Origin of the sequence: Bradyrhizobium sp. LA6.8, assembly GCF_040547935.1 — a bacterium.
In the GTDB taxonomy this organism is placed as follows: domain Bacteria; phylum Pseudomonadota; class Alphaproteobacteria; order Rhizobiales; family Xanthobacteraceae; genus Bradyrhizobium; species Bradyrhizobium barranii.
This window is the reverse complement of sequence record NZ_JBEPQQ010000010.1, coordinates 228488-249551: the sequence shown is the minus strand read 5'-3', so window position 1 is coordinate 249551 and position 21064 is coordinate 228488. Positions and strand designations below refer to the sequence as shown.

15 protein-coding genes are annotated in these 21064 nt (G+C 61.2%); 8 read left to right on the top strand and 7 right to left on the bottom strand.

What is annotated here, in order from left to right:
* The first annotated feature begins 141 nt into the window (after window positions 1-141).
* Window positions 142-1047: a glycoside hydrolase family protein gene (locus ABIA90_RS37300; RefSeq protein ID WP_354121085.1), complete on the top strand. Its 906-nt coding sequence runs from the start codon at window positions 142-144 to the stop codon at window positions 1045-1047.
* Window positions 1048-1080: 33 nt separating this feature from the next.
* Window positions 1081-2241 (top strand): acyltransferase family protein, encoded by a 1161-nt coding sequence (locus ABIA90_RS37295; protein ID WP_354121084.1) that lies wholly within the window; start codon window positions 1081-1083, stop codon window positions 2239-2241.
* 5 nt (window positions 2242-2246) lie between these two features.
* Here the strand turns inward: ABIA90_RS37295 and ABIA90_RS37290 are convergent, their stop codons facing one another.
* The 6 genes from ABIA90_RS37290 to ABIA90_RS37265 form a co-directional block, all read right to left on the bottom strand.
* Window positions 2247-3047 carry a hypothetical protein gene (locus ABIA90_RS37290; protein ID WP_354121083.1) on the bottom strand — a complete coding sequence of 267 codons (801 nt, stop codon included), beginning with the start codon at window positions 3045-3047 and terminating at the stop codon, window positions 2247-2249.
* Window positions 3031-5241, bottom strand: coding sequence for a GNVR domain-containing protein (locus ABIA90_RS37285; protein ID WP_354121082.1), 2211 nt, complete (start codon window positions 5239-5241; stop codon window positions 3031-3033). Before ABIA90_RS37285 ends, ABIA90_RS37290 begins: the two co-directional genes overlap by 17 nt.
* Window positions 5242-5261: 20 nt before the next feature.
* Window positions 5262-5783, bottom strand: a complete 522-nt coding sequence (locus ABIA90_RS37280) for a hypothetical protein (RefSeq protein ID WP_225004847.1) — start codon at window positions 5781-5783, stop codon at window positions 5262-5264.
* Window positions 5784-6184: 401 nt separating this feature from the next.
* A complete protein-coding gene (locus ABIA90_RS37275) occupies window positions 6185-6826 on the bottom strand; it encodes a transglutaminase-like cysteine peptidase (RefSeq protein WP_354121081.1) in 642 nt (213 codons plus the stop codon).
* A gap of 144 nt (window positions 6827-6970) precedes the next feature.
* The gene (locus tag ABIA90_RS37270; protein WP_071916260.1) at window positions 6971-7621 is read right to left on the bottom strand and encodes a hypothetical protein; all 651 of its coding nucleotides are present in this window, start codon (window positions 7619-7621) and stop codon (window positions 6971-6973) included.
* A gap of 39 nt (window positions 7622-7660) precedes the next feature.
* Window positions 7661-9061 carry an O-antigen ligase family protein gene (locus ABIA90_RS37265; RefSeq protein ID WP_354121080.1) on the bottom strand — a complete coding sequence of 467 codons (1401 nt, stop codon included), beginning with the start codon at window positions 9059-9061 and terminating at the stop codon, window positions 7661-7663.
* 347 nt (window positions 9062-9408) lie between these two features.
* Here ABIA90_RS37265 and ABIA90_RS37260 point away from each other — a divergent pair, with 347 nt between their 5' ends.
* The 6 genes from ABIA90_RS37260 (at window position 9409) to ABIA90_RS37235 (ending at window position 16051) form a co-directional block, all read left to right on the top strand.
* Window positions 9409-10599, top strand: coding sequence for an acyltransferase family protein (locus ABIA90_RS37260; protein ID WP_354121079.1), 1191 nt, complete (start codon window positions 9409-9411; stop codon window positions 10597-10599).
* A 47-nt stretch (window positions 10600-10646) separates the two neighbouring features.
* The gene (locus ABIA90_RS37255; RefSeq protein WP_354121078.1) at window positions 10647-11957 is read left to right on the top strand and encodes a hypothetical protein; all 1311 of its coding nucleotides are present in this window, start codon (window positions 10647-10649) and stop codon (window positions 11955-11957) included.
* A gap of 88 nt (window positions 11958-12045) precedes the next feature.
* Window positions 12046-13098, top strand: a complete 1053-nt coding sequence (locus ABIA90_RS37250; protein WP_354121077.1) for an acyltransferase family protein — start codon at window positions 12046-12048, stop codon at window positions 13096-13098.
* Window positions 13099-13146: 48 nt separating this feature from the next.
* Complete coding sequence (locus ABIA90_RS37245) at window positions 13147-14601, top strand: lipopolysaccharide biosynthesis protein (protein ID WP_166350063.1); 1455 nt, start codon at window positions 13147-13149, stop codon at window positions 14599-14601.
* Between the two features lie 76 nt (window positions 14602-14677).
* Window positions 14678-15184 (top strand): serine O-acetyltransferase, encoded by a 507-nt coding sequence (locus ABIA90_RS37240; RefSeq protein WP_224580647.1) that lies wholly within the window; start codon window positions 14678-14680, stop codon window positions 15182-15184.
* A 129-nt stretch (window positions 15185-15313) separates the two neighbouring features.
* Window positions 15314-16051: a class I SAM-dependent methyltransferase gene (locus ABIA90_RS37235; protein WP_071916254.1), complete on the top strand. Its 738-nt coding sequence runs from the start codon at window positions 15314-15316 to the stop codon at window positions 16049-16051.
* Between the two features lie 59 nt (window positions 16052-16110).
* Here ABIA90_RS37235 and ABIA90_RS37230 read toward each other — a convergent pair whose 3' ends face one another.
* A complete protein-coding gene (locus ABIA90_RS37230; RefSeq protein ID WP_354121076.1) occupies window positions 16111-20472 on the bottom strand; it encodes an RHS repeat protein in 4362 nt (1453 codons plus the stop codon).
* Window positions 20473-21064 lie beyond the last annotated feature (592 nt).

Sequence of the window (21064 nt, the reverse complement as noted above, 5' to 3'; positions counted from 1 at the left end):
TGGGCGATCGCTGCCGCCTGTTCTCATGCGAACGCGTTGGAGTGGGGGGTCGGCGGACCGCCGCAAAAACGCAGGGATCTCGCGCCGATCTTTCAGCTCATGAGGGAGCGGGGGCTCACGCAATACAGGACCGGTCTCAACTTGACGCAAGATGCCGAGCCGGGCGAAGCCGCGATGTTCCGGCAGACCATTGCGCTCGCCAGAAAATACTCGATCACGCTTCACCCTTTGGTCAACTTCCCTTTCCGCTACGGTGACCGCACCGACAAGGGGCGGTACCCCAAAGGAGACTGGGACGCGCTCTACAGGCAGGGCTACGACCGCACCTACGCGTTCGTCCGGCAATTCAAGGACGATGTGTCCGACTGGGAGCTTGAGAACGAGATCAACCTGCTCGCGGTCGATTCCGACGGGAAGAAGCTGTTCGGGCGCGGCATGACCGCGGCGGACTTCGAAATGCCGGTGATGGAAGACTGGGCCCAGGTGTTGCACGGCGCGTCCGATGCCATCGACCAGATCAACCGCGAAACCGGAAGTCATCTGCGCAAGGTGCTGAACACGACGTCGACGATGCTGGGCTTCCTCGACTTCATGGAGTCCCGGGGCGTGAAATACGACGTGATCTCCTACCATTATTACGAGGTGGCGGGGCAGAACCCGCATCGGCACTGGAATGGACGCAATCCGCCCTTCGACCTCTTCAAGAAGCTGGCGTCCTATCACCGCCCGGTGACGTTCAACGAGGTCAATTGCGCCGAGATCTACAAGCCGGCCTATGGAAATCGGCCCGGCGATCCTCTGACGGAGCAATGCCTCCGCTCACTGCGGGACACCTTCCAGTATCTGAAGAACCAGAAAGACGTCGAGATCGAGAGCGTGATGGTCTACGAGCTGTTCGACGAGCCGCAGAAGAAGCCGCCGGAGAACAGGTTTGGTCTGATGTACGAGATCGACAGGCCCAAGGTTGCGCTCTTCCTTCTTTCGGAATTTGCCGGCGGCCGCCTGTCGGCTGAAGAATCGACTGAGTTGAGAACCAGGGGACTGTAGCTTTCGGTCTCCGTGCGAAGAAAAGAACCTGCAATGCCTTTACCTGGATCTGAGCGCGTCAACACCGAGAAGTCGGGCAGCATCTTGGGATTCAACGGGCTGCGCGGTCTCTCGGTCGTCCTGGTCTATCTCAATCACAAGTGCGGACTGCAGTTCTACTCGGGCAGCGTCGGCGTCTGGATATTCTTCATCCTGAGCGGCTTCCTGATCATCGGCGAGCTCAACAGGCAGCGAGGCAAGGTCGGGACGGCCGCGTCCCGGCCCGCGGCGGAAATCGTCACCTTCTGGGTCAAGCGGGCGACGCGCATCTTTCCCGCATATTATGCGCTTCTCGCCATCCTCTTCCTGGCCCGGTCCTATTTTCAGCACGCGGGGCCCGATCTCGGCTTCCGCTATCACGTCGTGTACCTGTCCAACTACTGGATCGGCAGCGTCATCGGCGGGACCGCTGGTCCCTTCGGCGTGCTCTGGACGCTCTCGGTCGAGCAGCAGTTCTACGTGATCGCGCCCTTCCTGTTCATCCTGCTTCCGCTGGAGCGCCATTTCGTCACCTGCATGAGCGTCGTCGTTCTCGGTGTGATCAGCCATTTCCTGATGTATTCGTCGGGCTTCAATCACACGGCCATCCATACCCTGTCGCCGTGGAATTTCAGCCTCATCGCGTTCGGCGGCGCGCTGACGATCTTGCATCTCCAGAGACGGGAATGGGCTCCGAACGGCAACGGCACGTTCGTCTGCCTTCTCATCGTCGGGTTCATGCTGTGCTCGAACGGCGTGATTTACGACGCCCCTTCGTATCTTTCCCCCGCGATCGACATTGCGATCGGGCTTTGCCTGGTGGCGCTGGTCTGGTGGGTGCGCGCCAACCAGGACAGTGCCTTTGTTCAGGCGCTGGAGTGGAAGCCGCTCGAGCATCTCGGGAAGATCAGCTACGGCTTCTATCTCGTTCACAACTTCATCCCGAACCCGCTCGGCAAGGCGCTGACGCTCTATGGCGGGATGTCGGTGCCCGAGAGCGTGAAGATCACCGCGGGCGCAGCCATCGGTTTCGTGATCTCCTACGGTGTCGCGCATGTGTCCTGGAAGTACTTCGAATCGCCGATCCTGCGCAGCCGTCGCGGCCTGACCAAATTCTTCCTGCAATACCTGCCCGAGAATCCCTCGCAGGGCGTGCCGCGGACCGAGCTGAAATAGCTAGCCTAGCGGCTCATGCGAAAGCCATCGCCATCGGCTGGATAACAGCGATGGCGAATTCGCAGGCCTTTCTCCGCGACGAAATGCGAGAACAGTTCCCGATCGGCTTCCGGCGCGGTGCAGGTACGTTCGAGCAGCGCGGCGCGCGCCTCAGTGCCTGCCGCCTGATAGAACGTAACTGCGCTTGGGAACAGGCGGGCCTGGAAGATATCCGCGAAGTCCTGGGTGGCGTAATCCCTGAGCTCGGGCGCGGCCGCATTGAAGGCGCGAAGCGCCAGTGGCGCGCGGATGAGCTGGAGCCAGGCCTCGTGTGGCGCGAAGCGATAGGAAAGACCCAGCAGTTCTGCCGTTCGCGGCCCAAAGCCGGCCTGGCGAATTTCGGCCCAGTAGCTGCCGAACCAGCCCAGTCCTTCAGTCGGCGCGCACGCCAGCAAGGCACGGCTCGTCGACGCGACGGCGTCTGCATCGAGGTCGGCCTGCTTCAGGTCGCCTGCGCGTGTCGATTCGTCGGCGATTGCGAGCTGGAGCAGCAGGAGTTCGCGCAGCGTCTTGGCGCTGCACAGGCGACGGGCGGATGGCAAATTGTCCGATACGATCCGTCTCAGGCGATCGACTTCATATCGCTCGCCGCGCGCGACACGTCCTGCAATCTGCGGAACCGCGGGATTGGTCACATCCGGGGCGATAGCCGCGATCCACGCCAGCGCGGCTGCGGCAAGCGCGATGGTCGAGCCGCGCAGAAGCCAGCGATAGGCGATCCCCGTTGCCTGTGCCGCCGGCTCGGGGGCGCTAGGCTCCCTCGACATAGTAGCTGTTGTAGTGCGAGCCCTTATACGCCTCGATCCTCTTGAGCATCTTCGGATTGGCGCGATTGAGCACGGCGCCCAGAAGCTTCTTCTGAATGCCTTCGGAACTCGCCATCGATTCCTGGAGCGCGTTGCGGGTCGTACGGCCCCACTCGATGACATAAACCATCGCATCGACGAGATGGCTGACAGCCTTGGCGTCGGTGACCGGCATCACCGGCGCCAGATCGATGACGATGTATTCGTATTCCTCACGCACCACTGCAAGCAGGTCAGCCATCGACTTGGAGGCGATGACGTCTGCCGAATTCACCATGCGCGATGCGACGACGGAGGGCAGGAAGTCGAGCCCGCTCTCCTTGCTGCGCTGGATATGATAGCCGAACGAGCGCGGATCCTTGAGGGCTTCGACCAGGCCGGTCTTGGAATGGGGGGCCAGCGCCCTCGTCAGCGAGCGGGTATGGAGGTCGCCATCGATCAGTAGCGTGCGATGTCCGGTCAACGCGGTCAGATGACCGAAATTGGCGGCAACCGTCGTTTTTCCCTCTTTCGGCAAGGACGACAGGATTCCAATGATCTTGACCTCGCGCGAGAGGCGCGCGACGTCGATCGACACCTTGATGTTCCGCAGCGTCTCCGCGAACCGCGAGAACGGGTGCTCGACGACGTAGCTGGATATGTTTCCTTCCGGATGATCTGCCGAAGCCCTCGCCGCGCGGATGTCGGGAAGAACGCCGAGGCATTTCACCCCGAGCTGATCCTCGACGTCGCTCGGAGATCGCAGCACGTCGCTCATCAGTTCCTTCGTGAAGGCTGCCCCGAAGCCGAAACAGAGACCGCCGAGCAGGCCGCCGACCAGCGCCAGCAGCGTCTTGGGCGAGCTCTTCTTGTCGGGTTTGACGGCCGTGCCGATGATGCGCGCTTCGCTGATCGGGAAGCTCTGGTTCTGCGTCGCGTTCTGCAGCTTCTCGAGGAAGTTGTTGTAGAGGTTACGATAAGTATCCGCCGCGCTTTCGAGGTCGCGCAGCTTGACCTGCGCCTGACTCGTGCTGCCGGCCTGGGATACGAGATTCTTGAGATTCTCCTCAAGCGCCGTCTCGCGGCTCTTGGCGATCTCGTACTCGCTGCGATATGCGTCCGCGATACGACGGACCTCGTCCGCGATCGCCTTGCGCAGCTCTTCCATTCGGTTGGCGAGGTTGACGGCCGCCTGGTGCGTCTTGCCGTAACGGCTCGACCAGTCGGCATATTGCGCCGCCAGGTCGAGATATTGGGCGCGCAGGCGCGTGATCACCGTGTTGTTGAGTGCGTCCGTCACGGTCGGCTGCACGAGATCCTTGTCGAGCAGCGCCTCGATCCGGTCGAGGCGGGCCTTGGCCTCGGCGGTCGCGGCATGAGCGGCAATAAGCTGAGAGTTGACGTCCGCAAGCTGTTGCTCGCTCATCAGACCCCGGCTGGTGCCCACGATGTTGTTTTGCGCCTTGAACGTCTGCACGGCGCGGTCGCTCGCCGTCGCCTGTTCACGCAGCTCGGCGCTGCGTTGCTGGAGCCACTCGCCGGCGCGCTTGGTCGACTGATATTTCGCCTCCAGCGCGCCTACGATGTAGGCGTCCGCAATCGCGTTGGCGATCTGCGCAGCCTTGTTCGGATCGATCGAACGGTAGTTCATCGAGAGGACATAGGTCGTCAGCACGCGCTCGACCTTAAGGTTCTTCTGGAGAAGCTCGACCGCGCCGCGCTCGACCCGCTCTTTGCTCGGAGGACCGTCCGACCCGAACATCGAGATGACCTTGCCGATGACCAGCGGAATCAACCCGGGATCCGAGCCGTTGAACTCCGGATCCTCGGTGAGCTTCAGCTTACGGACGATCGAGAGGAGCAGGTCGTCAGACTGGAGAATCTCGACCTGGCTGTCGACGAAGCCCGGGTCGATCAGCGCGTTGGCGGTTCCGCTGTCCTTGTCCAGTACCTGGGTTTGGCGCGTGTCCATCAGGATGCGCGCATTTGCCGTGTACATCGGCGTTGCCACGATCAGGTAGACGAGAACGATCGCGAGCGTACCGGCCACGATGGCGACGATCAGCGGCCATTGGCGGCGTACGATGTCCAGAGCGCGCTCGGCGCTGAGCGTCGTGCCACCGACCTCGATGGCATATCTCGGGCGTTGCGGAAACTGATCTCGTGGCTGAAACATCTCTGGGAATCTTGAGGTTGTCACTCGGGAAGGGGAACGGGTTTGAACGGGTCGGCGAGTTCGGTCTTCCACTCACCCGACATCAGACCGGCGCTCGCACCCGGACCCGCCGGTGCATTGCTGGCCGTGGCCGGGCTTCCCGGAACGGGGGCAGCCGCCGCGTCCTGATCCGTGAGATATCCTTTGAGGACGGACCCGTCGTGCAGCTTGGCAACGAATTCGCTGATCCGGCGTGCGACGTCGGGCTTGGTCGCGATGCAGCGCTCTTCGGCACGGTGAAGCCCGGCGCCGATTGCGACACGGTCGGCCTGGCTCGCCTGGCGCAGCATGTCCCGAACCGGATCGAGCGCGGCTATGTCGGTCACCAGCAATCCGGTGAGCCGGCCCGAAAGCTTGTCCCTGTCGTTCTTCGACTGTCGCAACAAAACCGAGGGGTCCGAGACGAATGCGCTGACCGCGGACGACGGCGCTCGTTCGGCGCGATCGACGCATTGAGCCTGTGCCGGCGCCGACAGCGTCGCAGACACGGCAACGGCGATCACTGCCGCGATCCGTAAAACCGGCAGGGAGCGACGCAACAAGCTATCGAGTTTGATTAGGATCGCGCTCATATCTCGTTGCAAACTAGCGATGACGTATGGATTTAGGCCCTAGGTCCTTGATGACCCAAAACTATGTCAAATTCTTGTGCGGCGCAAAATATAAACCAGTACGGACCAAATTGCCATCCTTGCCCGCTCTGCATCCCCGTTTCGCATGAACGAAATTCTTGCTGCGATCAGGCGCGGATTCGGCGAATGGTTGCGCGCGCTCGTATGCGATAAGCACGAATTTTAGGCAAGCACCATGCCAAGGCAAAGGCGCGAGGGACGGTCTGGCAGACCATCGCCTCGCGCCTGTCGCAACCTGCGATTGAGGGCGGTAGAGCGAAACTTCGCGCGGTCTATTCGGAGGTCCGCAACATCGCGAGACGCGTGGCGCGCAGGCGCTCGCCATGCTCGCCGATCGCGACCCAGAAGCGCGGATTTCCGCCGGACTGCATCGAGATCCACTCGTAATCCGCGGCGTTCCAGGGGCGCACCGAAGCGGAAAGATTGTCCAGGACGAAGTCGCCGTCGGCAAGTCGCGCCACCAGCACGAGATGGCCCTGGCCGCCATTTGTCAGGACCACTGCGAGGCGCAGTGCCGACTTGGGCCAGCCCATCTCGATCAGTTGATGACGCTTGGTGACCGCGTAGTCGTTGCAATCGCCGGCGGACGGCGAAAGGCTCCAGCGCGCCACCATCGGATTGGTCGATTTCTGCATCGGTGTGATCGACGCGTTGACCGAGCTGTTCACCTCGCGCAGCATGCTCATCGCCCGGTCGCCCGAAGGCAGTGTCCGGTCGGCGGCGTCGCTCGCGCATTCGCCGTCGTTGTTCATGCAGAACTTGACGAATTGCAGCGGCGCGAGCGCATTGTCGTACTCGCGGATGAACGCGCTCTTCGCCTGATTGAGCGAACTGTCGTTCAACATCTCGGCCTTGGCGGCGGCGCCGGTCGACGCGATCCCGATCGCGACCAGCGATTTGATAATCCAGCTCATGACATCCCCGTCTCGCGTTTTCTTTTTTGACGCTACGGGTATCTCACAAACGATTTGAGCTTTGGTTCCGCGGAAATTTACAATTGTAGCTAAATAGGCCGGTCACGGGACCGGCCTTGGAGGGGTGGTTAACGGTTCCAGCCGTCAGCGCGACGGGCTTACCGAGGTCAGAACGGCGGTCGACGTCGCCGCAAACAGCGTCTGCGTCTGTGACGCCGCACCGGGCCCGCTCTGGTTCACGACCGTGGGTGCGGTCGAGCTTGCTCCGCCACCGCGTGCCTCCGCCGCGGTCGAACCAGGTCCGCCGCCGGCTGTGGTCTCGCCCGTCGGATCGGCGCCGTTGGTCGCTTCGGTCGGGATATCGCCGGTGATGCTGGTGAACGATTGGATCAGGTCGGGATTCTCGGTCTTGAGAACCGCCTCCTGGATCAGCTGGGCAACGCCGGGCTGCGACAGAACGCAAACCGATGCGGCGGTGCCGAGACCAGCGCCAATGGCCCGGCTTTGATCGGTGCTGCTGGCCTTCGCCAGCGAGACAATGCCATCGACTGTCTCGGGACGCGCGGTCAGAAGGTCGCGCACAGCCGAGGCGAGGCCGCCTTGTCCGTCCTTGAACTGGTCGAGCAGCCCGCCGGGATTGGCAAGAAAGTCGGTGGCGCGCTCGGCTGAAACAACGCCGGTGTTGGCAACGCAGCCCGAGCTGACGCCCGTTGCGCCGAATGCTGCCGGCATTCCGGCGAAAATTGCCAGCGCTCCGACGATCACGGTGAAGCGCCTACCAGAATTCCAGCTCATTGCCCTGCCCACTTCAATCAATTTGGCTTTAAACTTCAATTAATTTGACTTTAGCTCGACTTGCACGGACTTGCCACGTTCTTTTCGCATCTGTGATGGTAGCGATTGCGCAAGGCCGCACCCGACGATGGCTGCGAAAAACACGCCGTAACCGGGTATCTGCAACGAGAAATCGATGCAGCTATGTGCAACTCCCAATACAGCGACGCTGGCGCCGATCACGGGTATGTAGCGGTCGCGCTTTCGGCGCAAGCTTCCGGTAAACAGATGGTAAAGATACCCGAGGCAGGCCAGCGCAATGACGGCGAAGGCGGGGATGCCTAATTCGACGGCAATTTCCAGCGGCGTGCTGTGCGCGCGGTCCCAGATGCCGAGACTGCCGAGCGCTGCGGGTCTGATGGCGGGAAAAACAGCTTCGAAATTGCCCAGCCCGACACCGAGCAGCCGATGATCGGCGATGATCCCCAATGAAGCCTGGTAGGCAGCGAGCCGCTGAGGATCGATCAGCCCGTGTTCGACGATTCGCCCCGCCACGAGGCCGCCTACGAGCTGCAGGAGCACGAGCCCTGCTGCCGCTGAGCCGCCGAGGACCAGCCACTTCCGCGATCTGCCGAGCTCGAGCGGCACGAGATAAAGGATGATGGCCAGCACGAACGTGCCGACCGACAGCAGCAGACCCGCCCGCGATCCGGTCATGGCAAGCGCGATCGTGCAGATCGCGAATCCCGCACCGAGCGCCACCGGCGCGGAGAGGATTTGCTCGAGCTGCGATCGCCAATCCGGTTGTTCCGGCGGCCCGCCTTCCTGGCGGTGCATGGTGCGCAGAAGCGGCACCAGAAACAGCAGGGCGCAGGTGCCCCAGAACGTCGCCGCCGTGTTTCGATTGACGAAGGTCCCTGTGGCAAAGCCCAGGTAGGCTTCTTTCTGCCTGAACAGCACCATGTCCGGTGCGATCAGCTCCGCCAGAATTCCGTACAATGCATACAGGCATCCCGCCCATGCCAGTATGCGTAGCAGCGAGCGTGCGGCTCCCGCATCGCTTGCAAGAATCGCGGCGCGCGTGAAGGCGAGCGACAGCAGCAAGACCGATCCGAACGCCAGCCACGTTCCGCGCGCAGTGACTGAGAGGCGGTCAGGCAGTACGAGGCCGAAAAAACGCCGCGGCAGTTCCCAGACCGCTGCTGATTCACTGGACGGATCGCTCCACGTTTGCAACGCCACGATGACAACCACCGCCGCGATCGCCACTGCCAATGGAATGAGCAACATGGCATTGCGACGGCTCACGGCCGAAAGATCGGCGGTCAGCAGGCTGCAGACGAGCAGAAAATTCCAGAAGCAAATCCACGCGAGGTCGAGGGATCCGAGCGGAAGTGGCGCCAGCACAAACACGGCTGTGGCGAAAAATCGCGATATCGCGCCCAAAGGCCCCTCTGTCATTCAACTCAGCCGCGATGGAGCTATCAGAACTTCGCGCGAGATCAAGTTAATGCGAGGCTGGGTCGTTGATGGCCATTCGCAACATTGCAAACAAGGCCGCAGCTCGCGCGTGCAGCCCTGATCTGTTCCAGACGCAATGCCCGTTGCCTCACGAAAGCTGAATTGAAGTCTATGAGCATGTCGTCGGAGCAAAGATGCCGGCCGGCGTCTTGCTGCCGCATCTGTCGTGCACTGTCCTGGTCGAGATCGGCGCTTCGCGGCTCTTTTCAGTTGAATAAACCACCCGGTGGAGGCATTATATTGCACCGCAGCATTTCGCTTTGGTCGAATCGTAGAGCCTCTATCAAGTGCTAGCTCATCAATCAAAGGCGCACTACGTTCCGCTGGACAGCGTTCGTGGCCTCGCCGCCCTCTGCGTGGTCGTCCATCACTTCGTCGGATCGGATCCGCTCGCCGCTGCGCTGCCTCATCGCGCCTGGATCGACGTCGCGTTTTTTCACAATTCCTGGCTCTTCGTCGATTTGTTCTTCGTTCTGAGCGGCATCGTGATTTCGATGAGCTATGTTCAGTCCGAATTCAGCGGGTTCGACTTCCGAACGTTCACCTTGCGTCGTATCGCACGCATCTATCCGCTGCACATCGTCATGCTGTTCGCGTTTCTGGCGTTTCGGCTGATGCGGCTCACGCTGACCGAACTGGACCTGCTGCACTTCTCGACCAACGAGACGGCGGATCTCCAGGTTAACAATGTGTACTCGTTTGTCGCGAATGTGTTCTTGCTCCATGCTATGGGCGTGCTCGACTATCTGAGCTGGAACGGCCCGAGCTGGAGCATCAGCGCGGAGTTCTACACCTATCTCGTGTTTGGCGCCGTCGTCGTCCTGTCGCTGCGCCTTGGCTACATCAAGCTCGTCTACGTTCTCAGCGCCGTGCTGGCCGTGCTGGGCGCGGCTCTCATTATCTTCGTGCTCAAGAATGAAACGCTCGATTTCCAGACCAACGCCTTCACCCGATGCTTCCTGGGCTTCTTCGTCGGCGTGCTCACGCTTCGTTTCGTCTCGGGAAAAGGTCGTTCAGTGAGCCCCTTCGTTCAGTCGGCCTGCCAGATCGGCGCGGCCGTCGTCGCCATCGTGCTGGTTTCAGTCGTCGGCTTCGACGAACGGCTCAGCTTCGTGGCGCCGATCGTTTTCGGCGCCCTGCTGGGCTCGCTGATGGCGTTTCCGGAGCGGCTCCTGCCGAAGCTGCTGTCCGTTCGTCCGCTGGTCTGGCTGGGCAAGCGCTCCTATTCGATCTACATGACGCATGCGCTGATACTTGTCCTCATCCAGTACTTCGCGCGTGGCGTGGGCACCGGGCGCCTGCAAATCGTGGACAACATTCTTCCCGGACTGGCAGCCTCGCTGCTGCTCGCCGTCTTCGTGGCCGCCGTGCTCGTGCTTTCCAACCTCACCTACCTCTGGGTCGAGATGCCGGGGTCGCGGTTCGTGCTTTGGCTTTTCAATCGCCGCGCCGTTCCCGCTGTGGTCGCGGCGGAGTGACGGGCATGTCCAGCAACTCTTCGGCTCTACCGAGGTCGGACTGGCGCATGGTTGATCCGGTGGCCTTGCCCCGGCATCACCAGCAGGAGGGCAGTGCATTCTTCAGTCTCGAGGCAATCGCGCTCTTGCTTTATTTCTACCGCGATGCGCTCGCAGGCGCGCTGCGCTATTATCTGGCCGTTCTCAAGATCAGCCCACTGTGGTTCCTGCCCGACATTTTCGCGCTGGTCTGTATTTTTGCCTTCGTGCAGCGCTACGTCCTGATGGGACGTAACCTCGTCGCGATCCTCACGCTGTTCTACATCTGCTTTGCGCTTTACCTCGGATACGTCTTCCTGGGCTATTTCAGCGGCATGATGTCGTCGTTCAAGATGATCGCGCCGGTGTTCGTCGGCTTCTGCTTCTGCGGGCGCAATTTCGGCGACTACGATCGACTGCTGCGGTGGCTTCACCCGATCTTCTACCTGACGATCGTCGGGATCATATTGTCGTCCCGCATGCAGTTGCCCTGGGTGGGATATGCCTACGAGACTTTCGGCACGACGCGGCAGGCGACGCGGCTGTGGTGGTCGGCGTCCGAGACGCGCCTCGCCGGGCTGGCCGCCGACAGCACGATGGCCGCATTCTTCGTGTTCATTTCGTTCACGATCAGCTCGGTGCGCCGGAGCCTGCTGTGGTGCCTGTTCTGGGCCCCCATCGGTCTCTACGCCATCAAATTGACCACGAACAAGACCTCGCTCGGCGTGATGGTGATCTACGTCGCTTGCCTGATCATCGTTCGCCTCGTTCCCGAGCGTGAGAAGTTTCCCATGCTCCGGCGCATGGCGCTGCTGTCGTTCCTGTCGATCCTCGTGCCTGCGGTGCTGATCGCCCTGTTCTCCGGCAACGGGCTTGTCAGCATGTCGCGCGGCCTGTTCAGCCTGCAGGACCGCGTCAACAACAGCTGGCAGTTGCCGTTCGTCTACATGGCTGAGCTCATGCCGGTCGGCTTCTTCACCGGCTGCGGCCTCGGTTGCTTCAACTATCCGCAGCTGCTGTTCTCGAACAAGCTCAGCTATTACGTTCCGGTGGATAATTTCTACCTCGGTACCTACCTTATGTTCGGGCCGATCTTCGTGTTGTTCATGGTCATGGTCATCCTCGCGGTCGCAAGGACCAGGGACATCTACAAGCTGTCTTTTGCGGTCGCCATGAACCTCTTCACCATCACCGTTCTGGCCTATGGTCCGGCAAGCGGCTTGATCATGCTCGGCGTCGCCTTCAGCGAAGTCTTCGCCCGAGAGAGACGTGACGAGACCGTCGCGGACGCGGTGCCGCTCGCGCCTGACGTCGACGATCTGGTTTCTCGGCCGGCATGATCGCGATGTTGCCGCATGCAATGAGCTGCAGTTCGCAGCACGGGCGCTGGTCCGGAACTTTCCTTCATCTTGATATCGGATCGCGGCGGTGAGCGCAGACAGCAAGAATTTCGTGGAGGCGATCCAGGGGCTGCGCGGCGTCGCCGCGCTCACCGTGCTGATCGTCCATCTTCAGGACATGCCGCTTCTGGCAGGTTTCCTGCCTCCGATCTGGCCGTGGCTGGAAGCGACGGTCAACATGGGCGGGCACGGGGTCGAGCTGTTTTTCATGATCAGCGGCTTCCTGATTCCGGCGAGCCTGATGCGTCACCGCAGCGTCGGGAAGTTCTTTCTCGATCGCGCCCTGCGAATCCTGCCCGTGTTTGTGATCCTGCACCTGATCCTGTTCACGGCAGGCCCCCTGGTTGGCTACAAGTTCTTCAAGGGGATCGATCTGCCGACCTATCTCAAGCTGTTCTTCGTCAATCTGGCGTTCCTGCCGGACGCGCTGGGATTGCCGATCGGCCAGCAGAATGCATGGACACTGAGCTACGAATGGGCGTTCTACATTCTGTTCGCGGTGATCTTCATGATGTTGGTGCGGCGGAGGAGCTGGCTGCTGGCGGCGCCGTTCATCCTGCTCGGTCTCGCGGGCATCGCTTTTCGGCCGATCGCCGCGTTCTTTCTGGTCGGGCTGTTGTTCAGCCTGATCGATCTGCGGATCCGCGTCGTCGGCTGGCCCGGATTGCTGGCGGGCATCCTTTGCGGGATCGCGATGTACGTGTCGATCGAATATGCGCATCCGCTGGTCGGGCTGCTGCCGGGCGCGCTGCTGTTTGGAATGGTCCTTGCTCCGGACTCCGGTATAGCCGCCGCTTTGAGCGGCAGATTCCTGCAGTTCCTCGGAAAGATCAGCTATAGCCTCTATTTGGTCCATCCTTTTGCGCTATTTCCGTTGCAGGTCATCGGAGTGAAGCTGGCCGCGCATGGCGTCAATCTCTGGCTCCTCTGGGCCGGGTTCGCGGGCCTCGGCCTGATTGCCGCACTGATAGCGGGAACTATCAGTTACGAGCTGATCGAAGTGAGACTCCGCCGCTTGCTCGATCCGGCGCTGCGGGGCCTGTTGTTCGGAGTGCGCCGTGAAGCTCGCTATGTCGCCTGAGCGCATCCTTTCGCAATCGTTTCAGCCGGATCACGTACGAGAGATGTCATGATCATCAAGAATCTGCTCTCGATGTCGAGCGTGAACGTCGTGAAGTCGGCCGTTCAGTTCCTCATCACGCTGCTGATCACCTATTTCGTGACGCCCACGGAATTCGGGCTCGTGGCGTTTTCGCTGCCCTTCATCGCCTTCATCTCCATGCTGACCGACCTTGGGCTGTCGAGCGCGATGATCCAGCGGACGTCGCTCACCAGGGAGGAAGCCGGCGCGGCGACGACTCTGATGGTCGCGATCGGGATTGGTTGTGCCCTGGTGCTGGCCGCCGCCTCGAAACCGCTGGGGGCTGCCGTCGACATGCAGGGGCTGCCGTCCGTGCTGGCTGCTCTTTCCGGTTCGGTCGTCTTGTCCATTTCCGCGATGGGGCCGCGCGCGGTCCTGGAGCGCTCCCTGCAATATAAGACCATCGCCTTGATCGAAGCCGGCGCGGCTCTGGCTTCCGCGACGGTGGGCGTGGCCGGAGCGCTGCTCGGATGGGGGATCTGGGCGCTGATCGCATACTATGTCCTGATGCAGGCGGTGCGCGCCGTCGCTTTCTATGTGAACACCAGGCGCCATATCCATCTGTCCTTCAAATGGCGCGGCGTCGCGCTGATGCTGTCGTTCGGCGGTTGGGTGCTGGCCTCGAACGTCCTCAACTTCACTGCGAGAAACGTCGGCAATCTCATGATCGGCGCCAAGCTCGGCGCGGCGGCGGTCGGCCTGTTCGGTCTCGCCTTCCAGTTCATGACGCTTCCGCTGATGATCCTGTCATGGCCGGGCGGCGGCGTTCTGATGGCCACCCTGAGCCGGATGAACGGCGAGCGGGAACAGGAACGGCGCCGGTCGGCGATCTGCGCGGTGCTCGGCATGACCGCGATGATCACATTCCCGGCGATGATCTATCTGACATTCGGGCTGAAATATCCCGTTGCGACGTTCCTCTCGCCGCATTGGCAGGAAGTCCTGCCGCTGATTGCCATCCTCGCGCCCGCAGGCGCGGCACAGTCGATTGCGGCCTATGCCGGGCCGATTCTGCTGGCTCACAACAAGGCCCGGCTTCAGTTCTGGGTGAGCACCGCCAACAGTGCCAGCATGATCCTTGCCTTTGTCGTGGCGTTGCCGTTCGGGCTCACGGCTGTGGCGGTCGTGTACCTGATCGTATCGATCCTCGTTTGCGTCCTGATGCTGATGATTGGCGCCCGCAACTGCGCGATCTCCTATGCCTCTTTGTTGGGCGCCCTGATGCCGGCCACCGTCGCCACCGCGCTCGGCGCATTGTGTGCGCTCGTCGCCACGAAGGCAGACGTCGCAAGCCTGTCACATTGGCTGTTGGCGACGGCCGTCTATGCGCTGATCGTGCTCGGCAGCTACGTGATATTCAGGCGTCGCATCTGGAACAGCATGCAATCGCTGCTCGGCGGCTCGGTTCCGTCGATCCAGGCGAATGTTTCCTCGGCAGGTTAGTAGAGATCGTTTGATGTCATCAGTTGAGGGAATGAGCGGCAAGTCCCAAGCGGGAATTCCGTGGCGCGAGGACCTGATGGCAAACACCGGCAGGTCCGGTGTGGCTGCCGCTTTCGTCGCCATGCTGACGAGCCCGGGCTTTGCCGTGATCACGACCTGGCGCATCGCCAAGATGCTGCGATTCCAGACCCGCTGGGGACATCAGATCACCTGGCTGCTCGTGCGGGCGCTGATGCGGCGCGGCTGCTACATCTCGGTTCTCGCGGAGATCGGTCCAGGGCTGATCTTGCCGCATCCGACCGGCGTCGTGATCGGCGAGGGGGCGCGGATCGGTCGCTCCGTGATGCTTTATCACAACGTCACGCTCGGCCGGCGTGCCTGGGATGAACCGGGTTGCCCGACCATCGGCGACGGTGCCGTCATCTACACCGGTGCCGTGATCGTTGGCCCGACTTCGATTGGTGCGGGAGCAAACGTTGCCGCCAACGCGGTCGTGACGCGTGACGTCCCGCCGCATTCCGTCGCCGCGGGAGCACCTGCGCGGATCGTGCGCTCGGAAGCACCAGGTCGCCTGCGCGCCTGACGGCCCGCGAACCGACGGCGAGGTTCCCGGCGATCCGCGTTTGGTCCGCCGGTTCAACCCGGTCACAATTCTGATTGCTTGCCATGTATAGTTGTGTCCGGAAACGTCTCGGACACAGGAAGCAAGCCCATGTCGTCGATCATTACCGATTTTTCGCAGGTCTATCCCTATCTCGACGGCTCGAAGTTCAAAGACACCATCGTCGTACAATATCGGGGCGATGGCGACGTCAAATACAGATGCGACGTCCTCGTGGACATCTGTAGGGGCAAGCGCGTCCTGCATGTCGGATGCTGTGATCATCTGCCGCTCATCAAACGAAAGATCGACAACCGGGACTGGCTGCACGGCCTGATCACCGAGTGTTCCGAATACACCGTCGGCGTCGACATCGATGCGGATGCGGTGCGGGAGGCGTCGCGGATTTCCGGGCTCGACAACATGGTCGCGGGCGACGTGACGTCCGGCCAGAAGATCGATGCAATATCCGGCCGGAAGTTCGACATCGCCGTGTTTGGCGAAGTCGTCGAGCACATTCCGAATCCGGTCTCGTTCCTGTCGCGCTTCAGGGAGAATTACGGCGACGTCGTCGATCAGATCGTGATCACCGTTCCGAACGCCTTCAGGGGTGGCAACATCAAGGGCATCTTGAAGAACGTCGAGACGATCAACAGCGATCACCGGTTCTTCTTCACGCCCTATACCATCGCCAAGGTCGCAATCGACGCCGGCTATGCGCCGGTCGAGGTGAAGATGGCCACCTTCATGCGCGCCGGAAAGCTGAAGTCGATGCTGCTGCGGCGGCTTCCGCTGCTGGCCGAGGATATCATCTTCATCGGTGCGGCCACACCCGCGCGGCCGCACTGACCTTGCTTCCCCCGTCGTCCCCGTTCAGCTGGCAGGGGGACCTGCCAGCTGGTTCGGCGTCAGACGAACAGGAAGTTGCCGTGATCCAGGTTGGCCGAATTCACATTCTTCAACAGGATGGAATCGGCCGAGGTGAGCTGGATCAGCGTGTCGGAACCTGATTGCGAAATCTGCAGGTGGCTGTAGTCGGCCACCAGTGATTTCAGGATTTCGATCGTGTCGTGGTTCGCCGCGGTTCCAGCGTGGAAGCTCTTGATCTGGTCGTTGCCGCCGTCGAACATGACGGTGGTCGTGCCCGGCGCCGCGGAGAAGATGTCGTTGCCGCCGCCGCCCGCCAGTGTCAGTCCCGCAGTCACCGCCGTGACGGCGTGGGTGCCATCGGTGTTGAGGACGTCGATCGAGAGCAGCGAGCCGCTGGTATTGTAGCTGTCGTGCTCGACGGCGCCCGGCAGGCCGGCGACCTTGAACTTGAAGACGTCGGACGTTCCATCGGCGTTGTTGATGGTTTCGGTCGTCTTGACCCCGGTGCTGTCGTAGACGTCGGAGACCTTGCTGCCGTCCGACTTGACGACCTGCGTGTAATCGAGCGTACCGTCCGCGTGCGACCGGGTGATCGAGGTCATCTTGCCCGCAGCGTCGATGTGCTGCTGCTCCGTGACGTAGCTCTTGCCGGTGATGTTGTAGATCGTGTTGTCGTGCGAGCCGTCGGCGTTGTTGGCATAGACCGCGGTCTTGACGCCTGACGTGAACACGGTGGTCGAGTTGGAGCCGTCCTTGTTCAGCACGTAGTCGCTGGTGAGACTGCCGCTGCCGTCGAACAGCTTCGTTTCCTTGGTGCCGTCGGCGTTGACGACGTAGATCGACGAGTTCAATCCGTTCGCGTAGTTCGTCGTCGTCACGTCGCCGCCCGCCGTCTTGTGAACGTCCTGGACCAGAGCTCCCGACGAATTGTACGTGTCCGTCGTGGTCGATCCATCGGCGGCATTCAAGATCTCGCTCATCTTGTGGCCGGTGCTGTCGTAGAGATCGGTGACCTTGCTGCCGTCGCTGTTGATCACCTGCTTGTAGGCAAGCGTATCATCGGCATGAAGGCGGGTCAGGGCCGTAAGCGCGCCGGCGGCGGTGAGGTGTTGGATCTCGGTCGTATAGCTCTGGCCCGTGATGTTGTAGAAGGTGTTGTCATGGCTGCCGTCGGCATTGGTGACATACAGCTTCGTCTTGACGCCGGCCGAATAGACCGTGTTCGATAACGAACCGTCCTTGTTCTGGACCAGGTCGCTGGCGATGATCCCGCTGGAATCGTACAGCTTGGTGTCCTTTGACCCGTCGGCGTTGACCACGTAGACCGACGCCAGCTTTGCGCCGTTGTAGTTCGTCGTCGTGGTGTTGCCGGAACGGGTCTGGGAGACCTCCTGCTTCAATGCGCCGGTCGATGCATCGTAGATGTCGGTCGTCGTGCCCGACGACGTGACGGTGATGACCGAGACCTTGTGGCCCGTGGAATCGTACTGGGTCGTGACCTTGCTGCCGTCGCTGTTGATCACCTGGCTATAGGCTATCGAGCCGTCGGCATGGGTACGGCTGACCAGAAGCAGCTTTCCGCTCGGATCGATGTGGTCGTGCTCGTTGGTATAGGACTGGCCGGTGATGTTGTAATAGTAGTTGTCGTGGCTGCCGTCGGCATTGGTGCCATAGACCTTGGTCTTGACGCCGGCCGTGTAGAGCGTGTTCGAGGACGAGCCGTCCTTGTTCTGGATCAGGTCGCTCGCGATGATGCCGTTGGAATCGTACAGCTTCGACTCCTTCGACCCGTCGGCGTTGACCACGTAGACCGACGCCAGCAGCGAGCCGTTGTAGTTGGTCGTGGTCACGTTGCCGGAGGTCGTCTGCACGACCTGCTGCTTGAGCGCGCCCGCGGTGGTATAGAAATTGGTCGTGGTGGCCGTCGACGTTATGGTGACGGCCGAGGTCTTATGGCCGGTCGAGTCGTACTGGGTCGTGACCTTGCTGCCGTCGCTGTTGAACACCTGGCTGTAGGCCATGGTGCCGTCCGCATGGGTGCGGCTGACCGACAGCAGCTTGCCGCTCGCGTCGAGGTGATCGTGCTCGCCGGTATAGGACTGGCCGGTGATGTTGAAATAATAGTTATCGCGGCTGCCGTCCGCGTTGGTGACGTAGGCCTTGGTCTTGACGCCTGCCGTATAGAGCGTGGTCGACGACGAGCCGTCCGCGTTCTGGACCACGTCGCTCGCGATGACGCCCTTGGCGTCGTACAGCTTGGAGTCCTTCGAGCCGTCGGCGTTGACGACGTAGACGGACACCAGCAGCGAACCATTGTAGTTCGTGGTGGTCACGTTGCCGGAGGTCGTCTGCACGACGGTCTGCTTGAGAACGCCGGCTGTGGTGTAGAAATCGGTGCTGGTCGCCGTCGATGTCACGGTGACGACAGAGGTCTTGTGGCCCGTGGCGTCGTACTGGGTCGTAACCTTGCTGCCGTCGCTGTTGTAGACCTGGCTGTAGGCCATGGAGCCGTCGGCATGCATCCGGACGACTGATAGAAGCCTCCCGCCCGCGTCGAGCTGGTCGTGCTCGGTGGTATAGGACTGACCGGTGATGTTGTAATAGTAGTTGTCGTGGGTGCGGTCGGCATTGGTGACGTAGACCTTGGTCTTGACGCCGTTCGAATAGAGCGTGTTCGAGGACGAGCCATCCTTGTTCTGGACGAGATCCGCGATGAGATTGCCGCTCGTATCGTAGGTCTTGGTGTCCTTGTCGCCGATCGCCGAGACGGTGACGTCACGCACCATCTTGCCGCCGGTATAGGCGATGTTCTCCGACGAGCCGTCGGTATTGAGCGTCACCTTGCTGGTGATGACGCCGTCGGTGAAGTTGGACGTGCTGGTCGACAGAAGCTTTGCGGAGGAGTCGTAGACCCTGGTGACGCTCCAGGTGTCGGTCGAGTTGGTGATGGAGAACTGGTAGCCGCCCTGGATGGCTGCGAGCGCCTTCCCGTAATGCGAGATCATGTACGCCATGGTGGCATCGGAGGCGACCGGAAGCACGTGGGTGTCGGTGAGCGTGATGGTCTTAAGCGAACCCGAGGCGTTCAGGTCGGACATCTGCGACACGATGTCGGCGGCGGTTCCGCTGACGTCGGTCACGGCGGGCGGTGCAGTGCCGCCTCCTGCCGGAGCGTCGATCTCGATGATGAGCGGGTGGTCCGTGATCGGAACCACGATCTGGCTGACGTCGGTGTAGGTCGCGATCGGCGAGCTGCCCTTCAGCGGGTCATAGACGTTGATCAGGTGGTGGACGCTGCCCAGGTTGATGGTAACCGACGTCGTCGGATTCGCGATCTCGGTGTCGGTAGCGTCGTTCCAGACCTTGGGTTCCGCCCAGACCACGAGTTCATAGGCGCCGTTGCTCTTGCCGAGAACCATGCTGTTCCCGCTCGCCGGCATGTTGTCGAGCGTATAGTTCAGCGAGGCAGTCGGCGTGTGGCCGCCCTTGCCGTCGTCGGCCAGGATCGACGTCAGATTGTGGACGGCGGTCGCCGCGAGCTTCGGGGTTCCGTCGGCGTTGAACAGGCCCCAGTGCGATTCGGGATCCGTAGGGTCGTTGCTCGCCGAGGCGTCCAGCAATTGATAGAGATAGGTGGTGCTGACGCCGTCCTTGTAGGCATCGACCAGCGTGTTCAGGATCGATTTCGCCTGTACGTTCTCGCTGGCGCCGACATACGGGGTATCGCTCTTGGTCGTATAGCCGGTCTCGGTGATCACGACCGGTTTGCCGCCGGTGACCGACGTGGCGTTACCGAGCAATTGCTCGAGGGCGGTTTCGGGTGTCAGGCCGGTGCTGACATAGGCGTGAGAGTTGGCGTAGTCGGTCGACCCCGACATGTTTCCGAGATTGGCGTAGTCGGCCGAGTCATTGTAGCCGATCGACAGGTTGTAGACGGGGATGTCCTTGAGCGCGGCGTCCGCCTTGATGGCGCTGTAATAGACAGCCTGGAACTGCGCCGCGGCCGAGACGCTCGAACTCCCATTATAGCTGAAGCCCTGGATGTTGACCTCGTTGAGGCCTTCCAGCGCGATGACGCTGCCGGGATGGCTGGCCGCGAACTCTTTTACGGATTCCAGATAAGACTGGAGCGCAGCCGCGCCGCCGGCCGGAACGCCCGACGGAACCACGAGGTCGAATTTGTAACCGTCCTTCGCAAGTCCCTCGACGATCGGTTGCGCTTCCGGGCTCGTGGCGAGTCCGCCCCGCAGTTTCGTCACCCCGAGATATTTGAGATTGTCCTCGACGAGGGCGAGGTTGTCGTAGGCGCCCCAGGAATATCCAACGTGAACATTGACGCCGATGGAACTGACAAAGGTGCTCGCCGACAGGATCGTCTGATCTGGTGATGCGGTAGTCATCGGTATTTCGGAGCCTTTTCTGAAACGCGAGAGTTCGGTGCCGCCTGCGTCTGTCGTATCGGCCAATCTCTGTTTTTCGAGTTGGTGAGATCGGTAAAAATGGAAGCACCCGGAGATTTTCTCACCGACGCTTCCTGCGCGACGCCCACAGCGCACGAATCTGCGTGGACTGAGATTGATCGATGAAGACCACGGCAATGTGCTTGCAGCGTGACGTTCGAATGGCGATGCAACGACGATGTTCGATCGATGTTGTGCCGGTGCCTAATCGAAACGCATTTGCTTGTCGCGCGAGCAGCCTTGCTTCGAATCTATTGTGTTAAGCGCCGTTAAGCTTGTGGCGTGGGCGGATCGAGTTGCCTGAGAGTCACGACCGCAAAAAATATCGATCGAATTTCGAATGTGACAGTTGTTCGGGCGTTGAAGTCTTGTAGCGCGCTTCCGAATTTTCCCGCGTGCAGTCGGGAAGCGAGAAAGTAAATCTATGGAACTCGCTACCAGAGTTTTGTTTTCTCTCCTGGTCGCTGCGACATCGTGTCGACGTCAATGCAGAAGGATATCGAGTCTGTCTTTGGCCGATGAAGAAACGCCT

What these genes read in the sequence shown, in the direction of transcription:
- ABIA90_RS37295 (WP_354121084.1), top strand. Translation starts at nt 1,081, where the DNA reads ATGCCTTTACCTGGATCTGAGCGCGTCAACACCGAGAAGTCGGGCAGC.
- ABIA90_RS37290 (WP_354121083.1), bottom strand. Translation starts at nt 3,047, where the DNA reads ATGTCGAGGGAGCCTAGCGCCCCCGAGCCGGCGGCACAGGCAACGGGG.
- ABIA90_RS37285 (WP_354121082.1), bottom strand. Translation starts at nt 5,241, where the DNA reads ATGTTTCAGCCACGAGATCAGTTTCCGCAACGCCCGAGATATGCCATC.
- ABIA90_RS37275 (WP_354121081.1), bottom strand. Translation starts at nt 6,826, where the DNA reads ATGAGCTGGATTATCAAATCGCTGGTCGCGATCGGGATCGCGTCGACC.
- ABIA90_RS37270 (WP_071916260.1), bottom strand. Translation starts at nt 7,621, where the DNA reads ATGAGCTGGAATTCTGGTAGGCGCTTCACCGTGATCGTCGGAGCGCTG.
- ABIA90_RS37265 (WP_354121080.1), bottom strand. Translation starts at nt 9,061, where the DNA reads ATGACAGAGGGGCCTTTGGGCGCGATATCGCGATTTTTCGCCACAGCC.
- ABIA90_RS37255 (WP_354121078.1), top strand. Translation starts at nt 10,647, where the DNA reads ATGGTTGATCCGGTGGCCTTGCCCCGGCATCACCAGCAGGAGGGCAGT.
- ABIA90_RS37245 (WP_166350063.1), top strand. Translation starts at nt 13,147, where the DNA reads ATGATCATCAAGAATCTGCTCTCGATGTCGAGCGTGAACGTCGTGAAG.
- ABIA90_RS37240 (WP_224580647.1), top strand. Translation starts at nt 14,678, where the DNA reads ATGGCAAACACCGGCAGGTCCGGTGTGGCTGCCGCTTTCGTCGCCATG.
- ABIA90_RS37235 (WP_071916254.1), top strand. Translation starts at nt 15,314, where the DNA reads ATGTCGTCGATCATTACCGATTTTTCGCAGGTCTATCCCTATCTCGAC.
- ABIA90_RS37230 (WP_354121076.1), bottom strand. Translation starts at nt 20,472, where the DNA reads ATGACTACCGCATCACCAGATCAGACGATCCTGTCGGCGAGCACCTTT.